This is a genomic window from Phenylobacterium sp. LH3H17 (genome assembly GCF_024298925.1).
Lineage (GTDB): Bacteria > Pseudomonadota > Alphaproteobacteria > Caulobacterales > Caulobacteraceae > Phenylobacterium.
This window is the reverse complement of the sequence record NZ_CP101283.1, coordinates 206,156-221,848: the sequence shown is the minus strand read 5'-3', so window position 1 is coordinate 221,848 and position 15,693 is coordinate 206,156. Positions and strand designations below refer to the sequence as shown.

Here is a 15,693-nt window from a genome sequence, read left to right as displayed (position 1 = left end):
ACGTTGCCGGCCCCGAGATGGCGGCAGTCGGCCGCCATTGCGTCACGCCGCCGATGTCTTGCGCCGGGCTGGCGTGTCGATCTTTGCTGAGGACAATCTTTCCTTGGGCTTGTCAGGCGGACAGGCCGGGCACGCGATTGACGTGCTTCGCATCTTCTGTCTCGGCTCCAGGGGAACCGTCTCTAGTCTGCCGGAGAGCAGGGCCTCGATCTGAGCGTCCAGCGCTGATCGGTCGATGGCGTACATGCCGCCGCGGGCACCCTCGAATCCGCAATTCCAAGCTGCCAACGCTTGGCCATAGCGAAGCGCCGATTGAATACCCTCAACGCCGGCGGCGCGCAGACCCTTTTGGCCACTGGCCGCGACCTTCGCTACCAAGCCTGCAGTACACCAATCGCCCGAGCCGCAGGTGTCGGCCACACGCGGGGCCGGAACGGCGTCCAAGTGCTTCCAGGCTGAGATTCCGCGGCCCAGTCGATGACGGAACTTCAACCCAGCCGCACCCAAGGTTTGAACCTCGACCAAAGTCGCCGAATCTTCCGCCATCACGCCTCCGACCGCCGCTAGGCGTTGATCCGCATACTTGACGACGTGGGCCAGCCTCAAGGCCTCGGCGAAAAGCTTCGGATCGGATTTGCCAGACGGTTCAAAGACCACCACAGCGCCGTCGGCCGACGCCTGAGCGGCCAAGGTCAGCGACGCGCGAGACAAGCGATCCATGAAGAATACAGCCGACCCAGCCAGCTTGGGCGCTACCGCCTCCACCGCATGGCGTGTCACGGCCTTGAAGCTGGGTAACCACTGCCCACAGCGCGGACAGGCCCAGGAGAAACGATGGGTCGGCGCGCCATCACGCCCGCGTCGGATCTCTTGAATAATGATCGGGGTATGGCTGGTCGGCGCGCAGCCTGCGAAGTCGAGCCGAACACCCCACTGCTTCATGTCGGCTTTGACGCGCTGCGAAGCCGGATCCCCGTTCATGCGGCCGATCGGGTAGGCGTCCCATCCCAGATAGGCCAGGATCGACAACACGTTTCCGCAGGTTCCACCCGCCCAGGATCGAACGGGCGCCTCAGGGTCGGCGCTCATGACGAGATCGAGGGCGATCAGTCCGGTGCCGAATGCCTGGGGTTTTGGGTCAGACATCGTCATCGCACAGGGGTACTTTCACTATGCAGCGCCGGGCGGGGCTGCGGATAGACGTCCCCTTCCAACCAGATATGAACGAGGTGCGGCTCCGCGGTCACGGCGGGAATAGACGCATCGAGATCGTAACCGATCGCCTCCATGTAGGCGACCGGCAAATCGCGCTCCAGCGCGGCCATGAGAGCCCCCAACGCCATGACCTTGCTCCCCACCGGCGACAGAACCAGCAGTGACCCGCCCACTTCCTGGAACACGGGCCTCCGCAGATCGTCCAATCTGAGGATGGTTCGGTAAAGATCGAGTGGATCGTCCTCGGCTGCATAAACGATGTTGCGCGTATCTACCGACCAAGCGCTCTCGAATTCGGTCAGGAATGCCTCAGCTAGCTCGTCTCCGAGGCGAGGGTTGGCCGCCGGGAAAGGTAGAATCGGGCAGGTGTCGTGAGGCGCTACGAAGTCATGCAGTCGGGTCAGCGCTCCTCGACGACGGACCGCTAGCTGCGGCAGCCACAACTTCGCGGCCGCGGCCGTGCCGTCGAGGGTCGAGCCACCCCGGAAGCCGTGCACATACCCCGGCGCGTCGCCGGCGATGGATTGAATCTCTGCGTCGAGCGTCGGGTCGTGGGCGACGAACACATGGAGATTGGCCGGACCTTTGCCCTGCTCGATACGCTCCACCAGATACCGGATGAGCGGGAAACTGGTGCCGACAGACAAAGCGCTGCTATCGACCACGACGTCCGTAAGGCCGTCGAAATCCTGGCGAGCAAGCACGGTGACAGCATTCCGCCCCCCGACCACCGCGCCGTCCGGCCCGAAGATGTCGATTGGCGCCACAACGTGGTCGGCGAGCGCCGCCATCAAAGCGCTGGCGTTGGTCGTCGCCCGTTGAAGCAGCCCCTGTGGCGGCTTGGGCCGGTTCTCCTGGATAAGGAGCCCCTTGACCGATCCGGCAGCAGCTGCGAGCCGCAAGGCGACCGCCGTTGATCGTGGATCAAAGCCGGCGCCGCCGACGAACAACACCTTGCGATCGGTTTGAGCAAAATAGTCGGCGATGAACGGATCGACCTCTTCCGCCCGATGGGCGATACAGGGATCCCAGCGGCGGGTCCGGGCCATGGCTACACCTCACCCAGCATCCGCACGAGATCGTTCGTACGCCGCTCCAAGAATCCGCCGCGCTTGAGTGTGAGGCCATGATGGAGCAGCAGCACACCGCCCAACTCGATCAAGCACCAGACCTTTTTCTTGGTCCCATGGTTGGGGACGAGGACGAAGGCGTTGTAGGCGACGCCAAATTGCAGAACTCGCGCCAGGTCGGGATGGGTGGTCGGTATCGCGTCGAACTCTTCCTGGGGAATCCCGATCGCGTTGGCACCGCCGCCGAGCGAGGCGTTTCCCTCCAAGCTCTTTTTGAGGCACTCGGCCGCCATCGCATCGGCGAGCCGGCGAACCAGCTGGTGCTGCGGAAAATCCCATTCCCTGACGATTTCGCCCGCGCGATCCCGTAGTAGGGCATTCTGGACGCCGCTGCGTAGGGTTGGCGGCTTGGCGCGAATAAGCTGGGTTTCGGACTGAGAGACGAGGCGAGCGGCCAACTGGAGGAACTGCTCTGCGTTCTCCGAGCTCGCGTCACACAGGGGATCGATGCCAAAATAGAACGGCCGGTCTTGCCGATGTAGCAAGTGGACGCGGGCGCCCTCCGCGACGCCGGCGTCGGCGGTCAACGGCTTGCTGAGTTCAGCATCCGTTGCGCCGTCATCGAAGAGGTTGGCCTGAGGAACGCGCTTGGCGTACCGCTGCAGGAGGATGGCCAGCATCGCCAGCTGAAGGTCTTCGCCCTCTTCGCCAGCACCCTTCATGTAGGCTGCTATTTCGGCTTCAAGATCCTGCCGCCGCTGCGCCGAAACGCCGTATCGGCGCTGAAGACCATCGACCTGGCCGGCCAACTTCTCCCGCTTGCCTGCAGCGATCACTTCCGGCTCGGTGGACAGCAGGTCGCCGAGGTTGTGGAGACCGCGCCGATTGAACACCTCCATTTGCCGCAAGTATCGCGCGGACATGTCCTTCGCCATCTTGCGGAAGGCACGCCGCTGGTTGGAGCGATCATCGCCGCTCTGAAGCCAGATGTCGGTGATCTCTCTTGCGCGCTTTAGACCCGGCTCCTCAGTGCTCCCCTCCAAGTCCTGTTCGACCAGAACGTCAGCGGGGGTCAGAGCGTCCAAGCGGGTGAGAATCCAGCGCCCGACCTTCAACTCTCGCCGAGCCAGCCAGCGCTGCAAGGCCGTGAGCTGAGCTGGATGCAGGCTGTGGGCGTCGTCGAAGATGACGAGTGGCCTGAGGTCGAATGTCTCGTCCCCATCTTTGACGCGAAAGGACTCGATGACATCAAAGGGACGATAGGCCGCCGCCGCCTCGCTATCGATATCGGCTACGTCGGGGGGCATCAGGGCGGCTGAGATTCGATAGATGGCCAGCTCGACTTCGCGAGCCCTGGTGAGGAGCGCAGGTCCTTGGACGCCGCCGATCACGGTCAGCGCGGCATCGGCGTCGGCTCGCGGAACGATCTCGACATCATCGAGTGAAACACCCGCCGCTACGAAATTGCGCAGCCAAGCCAGCACAGTACGGGCTTGCAGCAGCGCGATCATCAGGCCGGTCTTCAGATCTTCCGGATAGGGAAATTCCCAGAACTCCCGATACTCGCCTTCCAACGGCAGCCGACCCCCGATCAGAGTCGGTCGTTCGTCCTGGATCGCGCCGCAGGCAGTCAAGGTGTCGATCAGCGGCTTGTAGGTGCTGAGGCCGCGATTGCGCAGCAGTGCGCGGAGCGTGGAATATTGAAAGAGCCTCGCCAAGGTCGTCTTGCCGCTGCCCGGCGTGCCGATGATCATCGTGAGACGATCGTAGAGCCGCCCCTCGGTCGCGGGCTTCTGGAAGAAGGTCGCTAGCGGCTCGGGCGTCACGACCGCCAGAAACGCCTCGTCGTCACGGAGGTATTCGGTCGCGCGCTTCTCGAACGGGTTTGCCATCTCGTCTCTCTAAGCGTGGCGCTGGCGACGGCGGAAGAGCGGCCGCATGGCCGGGGCGAGAACGTCGTCGCGCTCCCCACCGTCGGTTTCTGCCCACAGCAGTGCGACGGAGTTGTTGGGTGTATTGTGGTCCAACACCAGCGGCAGCGCGCATCCGCCGTAGCCCAATCCCAGGTGCTCGACACCGCCAACATCAGTGTGGGCGGTCCGGATCGCTGGGTCATAGTAGGTGCGGGTCAAGGCGAGGAACTCGTCATAGCGGTTGGGGAGCGCGTCGATCGGCAGATCCGCTGGCAGCACTGCGCCGAAGGAGAAGTGCACGGCCTTCGCCCAGCCGTCGCCAGCGAGCGCCACCTGAGCCTTCGCTTGTCGTTCCCCGATGACCTGAGCGGCTGCGGTGGTGCCGACATAGTGGTGGACGCAGAGTTCCCAATCTGGCGCGAACAGACTGTCACCGCCCAGCTGTGCAGTCGCGGCGTCAACCGCCGCCTTGAACTTGACGAGCTTGCCCTTCCATTTCTGCTTCGTCTCGTCGAAGCGCAGGAACGAGGTTCCCGTCCCGACAAAGTCATCGATCAGATAGACTAGCCGGAATCGAGCCTCAGGGTCGCCTAGCTCATCTCGCAGAGACTTCAACAGATCCTGCCACTTGTCGGCATCGACCTGGGTGGCGACCACGAGCTGCTCGTTGGTGAGAAGCCCGGCGTTGGCATGACGGACTATGTCGATGCGGGCGCCGTCGCTCAGACCCATGAACAAGGTCTCTCGCCGAAGACGCTCGGCCGCCGCCCGGGCCTGTGGATCGGCTAGGACCCGATAGATCGGAATATCTCGTTCGGCCGCGGTTGTTCGGATCAGCCGTTCGCGGACGGTGCGTGGATAAAATTGTTCGACCAGCCGCTGCATCTCGTTTGGGCCGATGTAGACCAGGGCGCGGCGCACAAAGGCGTAGGCGGTTTCGCGTTCCGCCTTTTTAAACTGCTGAAGCCAGGTCGCGAGGCTTTCGATGAAGCGCATGCCGGCATGGAAGTCGCGATAGCCGTCGTACTTCAACCGGGCCATCAGGCGGAGCCAATTGAACTCTTCCCGCGCACGCTCGTCGCTCCAGTCCATGATTTGACTGAGGGTCTTCAGGCCGAGTTCCTGGTTCATCGAAACGCCGCCGGGTCGAACCTAAGGCAGCCGCCGTCGGGCCTTAGAGCGCGGAGATAGTCGAGAGTGGCGGCCACTCCACGTTGCCCGCGGACCGCCAGATTCCAGCAGGTGGTGGGGTCAACACTGATCTCATCAACGCTTAGGGCGTAGGGCTCGCGCAGCAGTTCATAGTCGTTGCCGGGCCATCGCCCCCGGTCACCGATCGTCAGCAGCGGCGCCGCGCCGACCACCACGCGCACGCGCTCAAGTACGTTTAGTTTGGAGACGCCTGCGGCGACGATGTCGATCGAGTGGCTCGATCGAGTGATGCGGGCGTCCTGATGATCGGTCATCAGGACGACCTGATGAGCCAGATCCCAAAGCCGGTTTTCTGGCATGGCCCGTTTGGCCTCGAGCGTGATCTGGTAACGCCGATCGGTCTGGTCCGCAGCATCGGCGAGCTCTGGCTGCGCCCGCAGCGCGACCGCGAGCGCAGCCAGAGTGTCGCAGACGATGTCGCCGCCATCCGGCGCGGCGCTATCGTCCAAGGCGGCGATCTCCGCGCCGTTGTAGTAGCCGATCAGGATACGCGGCCAGAGCTCTTGAGGGAGGCTGGCCTGCAAGTCGCGCCGAACAGACGCCCCGCGGCCGGTGGCGATGGCGATCTGGGCCCCGCTCTCGGCCAGTCTGCCCAGTTCGGCCGCAATGTCGGGGCGCGGCCTGAAAAATCGATGACGCGCATCGACGATTGTGCCGTCGTAATCCAAGACAACGCCGGCGAACGCGGCGTCTCGCAATCGGCCCTCAAAGGTCGTCAGCGCGGCGCGCCAGCGGTCGAGTTGACCCCTCTCCTCCAGGCGTTCGGGCGTCAGGCCGGCCTTGCGGGTAATCGCTACGGCCGCACGATCCGACACCTTTCTCGTTCTTGAGGACGGCGGCTTGGGCAGCGGCAGGTTGTAGAGCTTGCGGCCGAACTCCGGCACTCCGGGCCGGCCGGGATCAATGCCGCGGGCCACGCCTGCCCAGCCTGTAATCCGAAGCGCGGCGATGAGCGACGCTATCGACGCAGCCGCCGGCGACCCTGGCAGCTCCAGGCGAGCTTGTGGGATGTCCTGGGGGATTAGCGCAAGGGTTCGCTCGGCGAGCGCGCGGTCTTCATCCGAGAGGAAGGCGATGATCGCCGTGTGCTCCCCACGCTTCGCCAGCCAGTGGTGGCGCCCGTGGGCGAAGTTCCGATAGTCGGCGAGGTGGAGGTTCCCTAGGGCCGCTTCGGTAAATTTCGACTCCAGATCGACCGCGCCGATTCGGGTGGTCGATCCATGCAGGATCAGGGTCGTCGGGCGTTCCCATAGCGGCGAGGTATCTCTCGCCCAGGCCGATATCGGTTCAGCTCCGTCGATCAGCAAGGGCTCAACTTCGGCGACCGCCTGTTCCCAGGCCCTGGCGTTGGGAGCGAATTCAAGGGCGTAGGCGCGCGTCAGCAGGGCCGTGAAGGCGAGCAGTGAGTTTGTCGCCAAGAACCCGTCCTTGCCGGCAGGTGGCTCATAGAGGAGCAAATCGACGAAGGCGTGGTCGCGCCCAAGGTCGGCTAGCGCGCTATCTGAGCGACCACAGAGGACGCCAAGCTGGCGCGGCTCTCGGGCGACCAGAGCCTTGAAGGCCGCGAGGATATCGACATTACCGCCACCGGCGCTGAGCAACCATGTGGCGACACCCTCTTCGAGCGGCTCAGCTACGGCGTCGAGTGGCGTGGCGACCGCAGCGACACGTCCTGTCCAACGCTGATGCAGACCAGCGAGCGCATGGGCGGCGGTCAGAGATCCTCCCGATCCGATGGCGCGGAGAGGCGAGAGCCCTGCGGTCCTGACGGCCTGGCGCAACGGCACAAGATCGACGGCGTTCGCCCAAGAAAAGGTCTCGCGGAGCTTCGATATCTCAGTGGCGTAAGGCTTCGCCATAGGCATCCATCTTCCATGCTGCGCTGTGGAGCGTCTGCCTTCCGTTGGGCACTCGCAAGAACAAAATGCGAACAAATCGACTGCAAGCTCGATCCTTGAGTCGCTCAACCTTTTGTAGCGGTCGAAAGCGGCGTTCGTCACGGCTTCAGGCCGTCGCACGAGATCATCATTCCCAGCCAGCGAACTTCCGCACGGGGCTTAGGCAGACGACGGGATCGACCTCCGGACCTAGTGTCCGACCGCGAAGGGGCGCTCCGAGGGGCCGAGAAGAGGCCCAATCCAGTCGGTTTGGCGTACGGCCACCATGTGACCCAACTAGTAGATCAGCGAGTCGAACAGCCCGCCGGCTCCGAACCGGAAGTGTGTGAGGACGAGTGCCGCCGCCGAGAATAGCGCCATCCGTTCGTCCTCGCCGTGCCAGGCACGGCGCGGCTTCGGGAGCCTATGACGGAAGGCGTCGATATGCCGAGCAACCGCTTCGGCGATCTCCTGACGAGTGATCGCCCCGATACCGGAAAAACAGGTCCGGACGTGGTCGCGGGTGTAGACCGCCACTTGAACGCCGAGGTCGGCGGCCAGGGCGGCGATGGCGCGGCAAAGGCGAGCGACGCGATCGCCGCGACCGGAGGCCTCTCGTTCAAAAGCTTCCAGCACGATGGATTCGGGCTGGAAGCGCCGTAGCAACCGCTCGACCCGCCGCATGCAGATCAGGTTCTTGTCGCGGCGCGCGCTGACCATGCCCCAGTCATAGGGCGCGAACGGCCCTTCGAAGACCACCCATCCAAACCCTCGGGAATGGGCGTGCAGGCCGAGCGTGAAGGAGGGCGCCTTCATGCGGCAGGAAGTTGATTTGATCTCTCCACGATGTCGGACAGCAGTCTGCGCTTCAGGGCCGATTGCTCCCCTGGTTGGCTGCGCAGCTGATGATCCAAGAGCGCGCCGCGGTTCAGGACGTCTTCCTCGATCTTACCGTAGAGCGCCGGGAACATCTGGGCTGGCGGAATGCCGAAGACGGCCTGGCAGGCCAGGGCGAAAGGCAGGGTCGGATCGCGCTCGCCGAGCTCAGCCCGCCGGACGGTGCTGCGCGCCGAGTAGCCGATAAGGTCGGCCAGCTCCTGCGCGGAGAGGCCGTTTCGCTGGCGAAAGAACGCCAGATAGTTGGGGTGGGACATAGGGGTGAAAAATTAGAGACCCCGTCAGGGTCCCTTACATCATCGCCCACACGCGCGCGCATTCGTAGGCGGGCAATCGTGCCACTGTGGCTACATCGCGTCCGTGCGCTCGCCGGCGACGCCCGCGCGCTGCGCGAGCACTTGGATCGCCCCGAATTCCGAACGCGGCACCACATAGACGCCACGCATTCGCATCGTCCGCAATCGCAAGCGCGCGCGCAGAACCGCGCCGACCGCTTTCGGACTCATCGGCGCGCCTTGGTCTTCGGCCAGCCTCAGATTAAGCGCGACCGTCACCGCGCTCACGGTCACTTCTGGCGCGCCGCCGGCGAAGAGCTCAAGCAAGACGCGCAGCACTCCGGCTTCCAAGCTCGCCGCGCGGTCGTCACGCCATCGCGCCTGTTCCCTGACCAGGCGCTCACCAAGGCGACGCCGAACCTCCGCGTCCTCGATCAGCGACAGCAGCGCCAGGCCGGTCTGGTTCAGCCGCGGCTCGACGCCGGAGACCGTCCGCGACGGCTCGACGCGCACGCGGTCGCGATGATCGAAGCGCCAGGTCAGCAGCTTGTCGCGCAGGCTCGCCGCTTCGCCATGGAACGCGTCGGGCAGGGCGATCGGGATGTCGGCGCGGAGGCGATGGGCGCCGGTCTCCTCGGTGAGGAAGCGGCTTTCCAGCGCTCGGTCGGCGAAGCTCTCGCGCATGGCGACGATCTTCGGCCCGTAGACCTTGAAGGCGCGCGGGCTGAGCTCCCCGTGGCGGTTCGACATAGTGCGCAGGATCGGCAAGCCGTCGGCATTGCCGTTGTTGAGAATTTTGGTGAGCTGAGCGGTGGCGTCGGAGAACCGGAGATCGGCTTCGTCTAGAATCAGGGTGCCGCGGAAGACGTCGAGGATGTGGAAGATCGGCGAGACCGTGGAGGCGCCCGAGGCGAAGAACGACTTGTAGCAGAGGCTGCCCAGGGCCAGCAGGGCGCGGGTCTTGCCAGTGCCGTAGTCGCCGCGGAACCGCAGGTAGGGCAGGTCACGGAAGGCGTCGTAGACCCAGGTCAGCAGCACATAGTAGGGCGCGATCTCCCCGAACGACGCCGACAGATCGACATAGCGATGCAGGAATGCCGAGATCTCGGCGACCAGGTCCTGCGTGTTCGTCTGAGGACCAAAGCCGCAGGGCAGCAGCACGCTGCCGCTCGCGATGAGATTATTGGTCGGCGAATAGGGGACCAGGCGCTCGCCGGTCGGTAGGTCGATGCTCAGCTCCAGGGTCCGGCTCCCGTCGGGCCGGCCAATCGCTAGCGACGTCGTGGCGGCCACCGGATCGTAGACCAGCTCGATCAGGGTCCCGTCCGCCAGCCGCCGCGACACCGTAGGTTCGGAGACGGGTCTTCGCGCACTCGGTCTGGGATCAGGCATCGGGTCCAGCTTACGGCCGCTGTTCGCCCCCTCCCAGGCCGGCAACCTCGCCACGCCGGCGCGTTGGCCCGCCTGGTCGTTCGCCGGTCCTTCGGCGACGCTAATCACATGACCGACCCCGCCCGCGAACCCGGCGCCTTCCTGCTCGATCGGTTCCTCCCCGACGCACCCGAGGAGATGCGAACACGCGCCCTCGATGCCTTCCGGCGCTACGGGCGGCATCTTTCAAATCTCGGGCGGGCGCTCGACCAGTCCGACCAACCCACCTGGGCCAGCTCGCCGGAAGACGGCGGGCACCGTAGACTGGACCCTGGCGACCCCGCCGCCTCTCCATGAAAACCTACCTCGCCTATGTCCGCGTCTCGACGGTCAAACAGGGCCAACACGGCTCCTCCTTGCAGGAGCAGAGAAGCGCCATCGAGGCCTACGCCCAGCGCCACGGGCTCGAAATCGTCGGCTGGTACGAAGAGATGGAGACGGCCGCCAAGCAGGGACGCAGCACCTTCAATCGGCTGCTCACCGACCTGCGGAAACGCCGGGCGGCCGGCGTGATTCTGCACAAGATCGACCGTGGCGCGCGCAATCTGAAGGACTGGTCGAAGATCGTCGATCTGTCGGACCAGGGGCTTGAGGTGCATCTCGCGCATGAGAGCCTGGATCTCCTGACCCGCGGCGGGCGGCTGGCGGCCGACATCCAGGCCGTGGTGGCGGCGGACTTCATTCGCAACCTGCGCGACGAGGTCCGGAAGGGCATCCGGGGACGACTGAAGCAGGGCTACTACCCGTTCGCCGCGCCGCTGGGATATCTCGACCGCGGCAAGGCGGTGGCGAAGGCCATCGATCCGCTCAAGGGTCCGCTCGTCGCCGAGGCCTTCGAGCGCTACGCGTCCGGCCAGTACACCCTGGAACCCCTGCGGCAGGTCATGGCCACGCTCGGCCTGGTCGGTCGAGGCGGTAGGCCGGTCGCCAAAGCGTACTTGGCCGACATGCTGCAGAACCCGTTCTACATCGGCGTGATCCGACTGCGGACCACCGGCGAGACCTTTCAGGGCCTGCACGCGCCGCTTATCCCCAAGGCGCTGTTCGACCGGGTGCAGGACGTCCTCAGCGGCCGCGCCTTCGCCCGGGAACAGCGGCATCGCCACCTCTACCGACGGCTGATCCGTTGCGCGGCGTGCGGCCGGCTCCTCACCGGTGAGCGACAGAAAGGGCGGGTCTATTACCGCTGCCATGCCGTCACCTGCCGCGGGGTCTCGGTGGCGGAGGCCGAGGTCGACAAGCTCGTCGACGGTCTCTTCGCGCTGGTCGCCTTCACCGACGAGGAGTTGAGGGACTTGGGGGACTTGCTGACAGCCTCCGAGACCGACCTGCGGGACGCCGAGCGCGCCGCCAAGGCGGAAGCGGCCCTGCGGCTCGAACGCTGCGACGCCCGCCTGGAGGCGCTGACCGATGCCCTGCTCGACGGACGGATCGACAAGACGGCCTATGACGAACGAAGACCGGCCTTGCTCATCGAGCGCCGTGGCTATCTCGACCAGATCGAGGCCCAAGTCGAGAGCCCGAGCGCTCAAGCTCTTCAAAAGTTCGAACGGGCGAAAACGGCGCAGCTAGGCCGTATCGGGCTGACGCCGGATCAAATCCGCGAATCGCTCCTGGAGCTGAGTTCGAACTTGGTCGTGGAGGGAAAAAGGCTAGGCGTTAGGCTGCGCTTTCCCTTCGACGTGATCGCGAAATGGCGGCTTTTACAGGAATGTGGACCACTCCTTACCGCAGTTCGAACTTTTCCGATCACGGCGCTGGTTTCCGACGCCTCGAACGAAGTCCCCCAAGTCCTCATGTCCCTCGACGACGGTACTTGGTGTTGGCGGCCGCCTCCGGAACACGGGCGGCTTTCCCAAGCCCGTGTTCAAGACGAGACGCGAGCCGCCGACACCCACACCGAACCCCCGCGACTGTAGGGCCGAGGGGATCAATGGCAACTTGGGCCTTAGAACGAAACCGACCGCCTCGCGGTCGAAGGCGTCGTCAGCTACGCGGAGGGCTGATCACCAGTCCTCCTCGAGGACGAGCTCCCCGTCCTTACGGATGAAATGCAGGGGATGGCAGGTGGGGTCGCCGTCGCCCTTCAGCAGATAGAGCGGGCCGACATAGCCTGGCGATCCGGAGATGAAATCGAAGCGGACAGCATAGGTCCCGCATTCTTTCAGCATCGCCCTGCCTTCGCCCGGCTCAAGCCCCCAGGCCTCCCGGACAGCCTCGATGCCGGCCAGTTCTTCCCACTCACCATCCGTCAAGGCATGCGGTGCGTTGTCAGTCATATGTATTTAGTTTGTATACAGAGTATGTGGCGCCGGGCGGGAACCCGCAAGCCGGGCGCCCAGCCCTAGGTGGGGTCCTCGGCGTCTGGCGGCGGCTTCAACGATTCATAGAGCGCCGCTTCCTCGCGGGCCAAACGCCTAGCCTGCCGGCGGGTCGGCCGCTTGCCGAAGACCCGCTCCCAGCGATCGGCGAATTCCTCGAGTTCGGCGTCGGTCAGATCCATGCCCCCCAATCATCGGGCAGAACGCTATCGGCCGCACGGCGGGTCTTCTCGCCAGCCCCGCTTCCTAACCCCAGCCCTACGCGCAACTTGGCTGTTGACCGCTGTTCTCAAATTTGAGAATATGCGAATGACAGAGCTTTGGGGATGACGATGGATTTGACGGTGATCAAGGACTTCCTGAAGGCGCGGCTCTCGACACGAGAGGCCATGGAGGAAGCGGCCGCCGTGGCTGGCATCTCACTTGCGACCGCTTATCGCTACAAATCCAACCCCGAAGCGATGAGCCTCGGCGTCCTGACTCGCCTCTCGGAGCACTTTGGCCTGCCCCTCGCCAATGGCGCGGCCTGGGGGCGAATGGATGTCCTGGGGTCGGAGCGACGGCGCCTCAGCCTCGAGACGACGATCTCCGCGCAGGCCGGTGCCCGGTTCATGATCATGGCGCCCTACACCGTGAACGACGAATTGGCCGACATCACCCGCGAGCTGCTGCGGGCCGACTACGGCACCCGGGCGGCGCAGCTCGAAGGCGAGATCCTCTCCATCCGCGGCAAGCGGGCGGAGCTCTACCGCAGCGAAACCTATGACAGCTGGGAGATTTGGAATGGCCTCGGCTACGCAGACTTCTTCCATGGCCGGGGTCGCTTCGCCGCAATCCCCGAGGATCTCAGACGGGCCCAGATCGACGTCTTCCTGACCTCGTCGGCGAGTCCCAAGCGCCACCGCTACTTTTACACCGCCCCCGACCTTCCCACATTCGGTTGCTACTCCGATCCCGGGGTCGCGCTCGTGCGGATCGAGGACATCCATCTGGAGTTCCAAGCGCCGACGCTGGTGTCCAGCTTTGAGGACACCTTCAACGAGCTTCTCAACCGATGCGAGACCAAGACGCGTGATGATTTTGTCGATTTCGCCAAAACCCCTCCTCACTGAGCGCAAAAATGACCCCCATCGGCAGCATCGAGACCGGCGCGGCCCCTTCTCTGTCGATCCCCCAAAGGGGTTCGTCGCCTGATTTCCCCGTCGTCGGAAGCGCGAGCCGCTCGGCGACCGCCCTGCACAATGTCGAACAGAGCATCGCCCGACACGAATCCTGGTTCGGCCGCGAACGGCTGATCCGCCTGATCGGCGGCGTCCCGGCCGCCGACCTGGAGGGGCATGTCGACCACTATCGCCAGGTGATCCGCACCCGGTCCTGGCCGAACGAGTCTCGCCCGACGCCACTGGCCACCTTCATCGACGAGTACGAGCGCGCGGCCCTGGCCTATGTCGGCGCGGGATTCCAGGCCCTGATCTATGTCGAGGATCCGACGCTTGCCGGCTTCCGCGCCGCCAACCGCCTGGTCGAGGCCTCCGAGGCGCTGCGGGGGCAGTTTGGAAAGCGCTCGCCTAACGGCCTTGACGCGCGCCTCGACGCCTATGAAGGCGAACTCGCCAGCCTCCTCGATGAGACCGGACTGGGCGATGAGCCAAACGCCCTCGAACTCCTCTGCACGCCGGGCGAACCCCACCTGTCGGCGGAGAGCACGCTGCTCCAGGATCTCGCCCGGGCGCAGAGGGCCTTTCCCGAGCCGCCGACCCTCGAACATCTCAGCCGAGCCGAGCCTGGGCGCGCCGAAGCCGTCTGGGTGTTCCTGCGCCGCCACGCGAAATGGAGCCTCGCGCAACTGGGCTTCTGGTACGAGCAACTGAGCGGAGAGCTCCTCCGGGATCAGGGGCGGGCCGCGGCGCGGCGGCGGAACCAGATGGCGCAGGCGCGCCACGACCTGATGATCAAGATCGGCCGCGTCGCGAGCCTCGCGGCGCAGGGCCGCATTCACGACCTTTCGACGGCGATGACCCTTCTCAACCACCTGAACCTGAGCCTGGAGCCGAGTTTCAGCTTCAAGGGCGGGCTGGGGCTGGCCCATGACCTGGTCTTCCGTATGGGTGAGGAAGCCGTCGATTTCGAACGCGCCAGCATCGACACGATCCGCGCCAAGAAGTGGGTCCTGTTCGCGACCGCAGACCTTTCCAGCCGAATGGAGGCCCACGCGTGAACCAGGTGAAGAAGTACAGCCTGCCCTGTAAGCCGGCCTGCGGCGGGCAGGCCACCGGACGCCCGGTCGTCGTCAGCGGCCCGCAGGACTTGGCCCAAGTAGGTGCGGGCGACATCCTGGTCGCGCTGGAGACCAATATCGCCTTCGTGCCGGCCATGCACCGGGCGGCGGCGATCGTGACCGAGCAGGGCGGCCGGTTTTGCCATGCGGCGGTCTGGGCTCGCGAGAACGACAAGCCGACTGTCCTTCAGGCGACGGACGCCACCCAACTGCTGCTCGGCGTGATGCTGGTCTGTGTCGATGCCGACCGCGGCATGATCGAGTGGGAGGGCTGACATGTCGCTCAAGGCCAAGAATCTGGAGATCCTGGGCCGCAATGGCGTCGCCGTCCCCCGAGGGTTCGCGCTGAGCGAAGACCACTTCGCCGCGGCCGTGTCGCCCTATGCGAGCGCCATTGTGGAGGCCCTGCCAGACGCGGACCGCATCGCGGCCATCATCCAAGGCCTCCCGACGCCGCCGTTGACGCGCCGTAGGCTCACAGAAGGTCTCGCCGCCCTGGGCGACGCCAGCCGCTTCGCGGTTCGATCTTCGGCCCATATCTGGGCCCAGGGTCAGGCGGTCGCGGAAGATAGCGAGATGGTCTCCATGGCGGGACAGTTCGAGTCCTATCTGAACGTGCCGCGCCACCAGGTCATGACGGCGGTCCGCCGTTGCTGGGCGTCCCTGTTCAACGACCGCAGCCTAGACCGCTTCAAGGCGGACGCCGCCTATGTCGCCGGCAGCCGCATGGCAGTCATCGTCCAGGAGATGGTGGTGGCGAAAGCCTCAGCCGTGATGATGACCGCCGATCCCCAAGGATCGGGCGAGACCGGCGCCGTCGAGTTCGCTTGGGGACCTTGCGAGGCCATCGTCGCCGGCATGGTCAGCCCCGACGAAGCGACCTTCGATCGGCGGACGGGCCGTGTTCTGAGCCTGACGACCGGTCGCAAGGAGCTTCGCGTCGCCTACGGCGCGTTCTCGCGGCTCGGCGAGAACATCACGCGCCTTCCCACCAGCCCGGCCGAACGCGCCACGCCGGCCTTGAGCCCGGAGGTGATCGACCGACTGATCGCCCTCGGCTGCCGGATCGAGACCCTGTTCGGCCGACCACAGGACATCGAGGCGGTCGTGGACGCCGGCGACCGGATCGTGATCACCCAGGCGCGCAGCGTAACGACCTTACCCCCAACCCTTGCGCCGCTGACCATCGCGGCCGCTGTATAAT

Annotated in this window: 16 protein-coding genes; 6 read left to right on the top strand and 10 right to left on the bottom strand. The window is 65.2% G+C overall.

Features of this window, described 5'->3' with window-relative positions; genetic code table 11:
- Positions 1–42 precede the first annotated feature (42 nt).
- From M9M90_RS01085 to M9M90_RS01050, 8 genes are all read right to left on the bottom strand, one after another.
- A complete protein-coding gene (locus M9M90_RS01085) occupies positions 43–1,146 on the bottom strand; it encodes a PfkB family carbohydrate kinase (RefSeq protein WP_254835320.1) in 1,104 nt (367 codons plus the stop codon).
- A gap of 2 nt (positions 1,147–1,148) precedes the next feature.
- Positions 1,149–2,264 (bottom strand): hypothetical protein, encoded by a 1,116-nt coding sequence (locus tag M9M90_RS01080; protein WP_254835319.1) that lies wholly within the window; start codon positions 2,262–2,264, stop codon positions 1,149–1,151.
- Between the two features lie 2 nt (positions 2,265–2,266).
- Positions 2,267–4,177: a hypothetical protein gene (locus M9M90_RS01075; protein ID WP_254835318.1), complete on the bottom strand. Its 1,911-nt coding sequence runs from the start codon at positions 4,175–4,177 to the stop codon at positions 2,267–2,269.
- Between the two features lie 9 nt (positions 4,178–4,186).
- Positions 4,187–5,329, bottom strand: a complete 1,143-nt coding sequence (locus M9M90_RS01070; RefSeq protein ID WP_254835317.1) for a hypothetical protein — start codon at positions 5,327–5,329, stop codon at positions 4,187–4,189.
- Positions 5,326–7,269: an HAD hydrolase family protein gene (locus tag M9M90_RS01065; protein ID WP_254835316.1), complete on the bottom strand. Its 1,944-nt coding sequence runs from the start codon at positions 7,267–7,269 to the stop codon at positions 5,326–5,328. Before M9M90_RS01065 ends, M9M90_RS01070 begins: the two co-directional genes overlap by 4 nt.
- Positions 7,270–7,584: 315 nt before the next feature.
- Positions 7,585–8,103, bottom strand: coding sequence for a hypothetical protein (locus tag M9M90_RS01060; RefSeq protein WP_254835315.1), 519 nt, complete (start codon positions 8,101–8,103; stop codon positions 7,585–7,587).
- Positions 8,100–8,441, bottom strand: coding sequence for a helix-turn-helix transcriptional regulator (locus tag M9M90_RS01055; protein WP_254835314.1), 342 nt, complete (start codon positions 8,439–8,441; stop codon positions 8,100–8,102). Before M9M90_RS01055 ends, M9M90_RS01060 begins: the two co-directional genes overlap by 4 nt.
- 90 nt (positions 8,442–8,531) lie before the next feature.
- Complete coding sequence (locus M9M90_RS01050; RefSeq protein ID WP_254835313.1) at positions 8,532–9,851, bottom strand: hypothetical protein; 1,320 nt, start codon at positions 9,849–9,851, stop codon at positions 8,532–8,534.
- 108 nt (positions 9,852–9,959) lie between these two features.
- On the opposite strand from M9M90_RS01050, the gene M9M90_RS01045 reads away from it, so the two are divergent.
- On the top strand, positions 9,960–10,187 hold the full coding sequence (locus tag M9M90_RS01045) for a hypothetical protein (RefSeq protein WP_254835312.1): 228 nt from the start codon (positions 9,960–9,962) through the stop codon (positions 10,185–10,187).
- Positions 10,184–11,809: a recombinase family protein gene (locus M9M90_RS01040; RefSeq protein ID WP_254835311.1), complete on the top strand. Its 1,626-nt coding sequence runs from the start codon at positions 10,184–10,186 to the stop codon at positions 11,807–11,809. Before M9M90_RS01045 ends, M9M90_RS01040 begins: the two co-directional genes overlap by 4 nt.
- A gap of 87 nt (positions 11,810–11,896) precedes the next feature.
- Here M9M90_RS01040 and M9M90_RS01035 read toward each other — a convergent pair whose 3' ends face one another.
- Together M9M90_RS01035 and M9M90_RS01030 are read right to left on the bottom strand one after the other, a co-directional pair.
- Positions 11,897–12,169, bottom strand: a complete 273-nt coding sequence (locus M9M90_RS01035) for a hypothetical protein (RefSeq protein WP_254835310.1) — start codon at positions 12,167–12,169, stop codon at positions 11,897–11,899.
- Between the two features lie 65 nt (positions 12,170–12,234).
- On the bottom strand, positions 12,235–12,393 hold the full coding sequence (locus M9M90_RS01030) for a hypothetical protein (RefSeq protein ID WP_254835309.1): 159 nt from the start codon (positions 12,391–12,393) through the stop codon (positions 12,235–12,237).
- Between the two features lie 150 nt (positions 12,394–12,543).
- On the opposite strand from M9M90_RS01030, the gene M9M90_RS01025 reads away from it, so the two are divergent.
- The 4 genes from M9M90_RS01025 to M9M90_RS01010 are packed head-to-tail and all read left to right on the top strand — an operon-like array spanning position 12,544 to position 15,692.
- Entirely contained in the window at positions 12,544–13,323 is a 780-nt protein-coding gene (locus tag M9M90_RS01025) for a hypothetical protein (RefSeq protein WP_254835308.1), read from the top strand.
- Between the two features lie 8 nt (positions 13,324–13,331).
- Positions 13,332–14,429: a hypothetical protein gene (locus M9M90_RS01020; protein WP_254835307.1), complete on the top strand. Its 1,098-nt coding sequence runs from the start codon at positions 13,332–13,334 to the stop codon at positions 14,427–14,429.
- The gene (locus M9M90_RS01015; protein ID WP_254835306.1) at positions 14,426–14,764 is read left to right on the top strand and encodes a PEP-utilizing enzyme; all 339 of its coding nucleotides are present in this window, start codon (positions 14,426–14,428) and stop codon (positions 14,762–14,764) included. Before M9M90_RS01020 ends, M9M90_RS01015 begins: the two co-directional genes overlap by 4 nt.
- A gap of 1 nt (position 14,765) precedes the next feature.
- Positions 14,766–15,692, top strand: coding sequence for a PEP/pyruvate-binding domain-containing protein (locus M9M90_RS01010; protein WP_254835305.1), 927 nt, complete (start codon positions 14,766–14,768; stop codon positions 15,690–15,692).
- The last annotated feature ends 1 nt before the right edge of the window (position 15,693 follow it).

What these genes read in the sequence shown, in the direction of transcription:
- M9M90_RS01085 (WP_254835320.1), bottom strand. Translation starts at nt 1,146, where the DNA reads ATGTCTGACCCAAAACCCCAGGCATTCGGCACCGGACTGATCGCCCTC.
- M9M90_RS01080 (WP_254835319.1), bottom strand. Translation starts at nt 2,264, where the DNA reads ATGGCCCGGACCCGCCGCTGGGATCCCTGTATCGCCCATCGGGCGGAA.
- M9M90_RS01075 (WP_254835318.1), bottom strand. Translation starts at nt 4,177, where the DNA reads ATGGCAAACCCGTTCGAGAAGCGCGCGACCGAATACCTCCGTGACGAC.
- M9M90_RS01070 (WP_254835317.1), bottom strand. Translation starts at nt 5,329, where the DNA reads ATGAACCAGGAACTCGGCCTGAAGACCCTCAGTCAAATCATGGACTGG.
- M9M90_RS01065 (WP_254835316.1), bottom strand. Translation starts at nt 7,269, where the DNA reads ATGGCGAAGCCTTACGCCACTGAGATATCGAAGCTCCGCGAGACCTTT.
- M9M90_RS01060 (WP_254835315.1), bottom strand. Translation starts at nt 8,103, where the DNA reads ATGAAGGCGCCCTCCTTCACGCTCGGCCTGCACGCCCATTCCCGAGGG.
- M9M90_RS01055 (WP_254835314.1), bottom strand. Translation starts at nt 8,441, where the DNA reads ATGTCCCACCCCAACTATCTGGCGTTCTTTCGCCAGCGAAACGGCCTC.
- M9M90_RS01050 (WP_254835313.1), bottom strand. Translation starts at nt 9,851, where the DNA reads ATGCCTGATCCCAGACCGAGTGCGCGAAGACCCGTCTCCGAACCTACG.
- M9M90_RS01045 (WP_254835312.1), top strand. Translation starts at nt 9,960, where the DNA reads ATGACCGACCCCGCCCGCGAACCCGGCGCCTTCCTGCTCGATCGGTTC.
- M9M90_RS01040 (WP_254835311.1), top strand. Translation starts at nt 10,184, where the DNA reads ATGAAAACCTACCTCGCCTATGTCCGCGTCTCGACGGTCAAACAGGGC.
- M9M90_RS01035 (WP_254835310.1), bottom strand. Translation starts at nt 12,169, where the DNA reads ATGACTGACAACGCACCGCATGCCTTGACGGATGGTGAGTGGGAAGAA.
- M9M90_RS01030 (WP_254835309.1), bottom strand. Translation starts at nt 12,393, where the DNA reads ATGGATCTGACCGACGCCGAACTCGAGGAATTCGCCGATCGCTGGGAG.
- M9M90_RS01025 (WP_254835308.1), top strand. Translation starts at nt 12,544, where the DNA reads ATGGATTTGACGGTGATCAAGGACTTCCTGAAGGCGCGGCTCTCGACA.
- M9M90_RS01020 (WP_254835307.1), top strand. Translation starts at nt 13,332, where the DNA reads ATGACCCCCATCGGCAGCATCGAGACCGGCGCGGCCCCTTCTCTGTCG.
- M9M90_RS01010 (WP_254835305.1), top strand. Translation starts at nt 14,766, where the DNA reads ATGTCGCTCAAGGCCAAGAATCTGGAGATCCTGGGCCGCAATGGCGTC.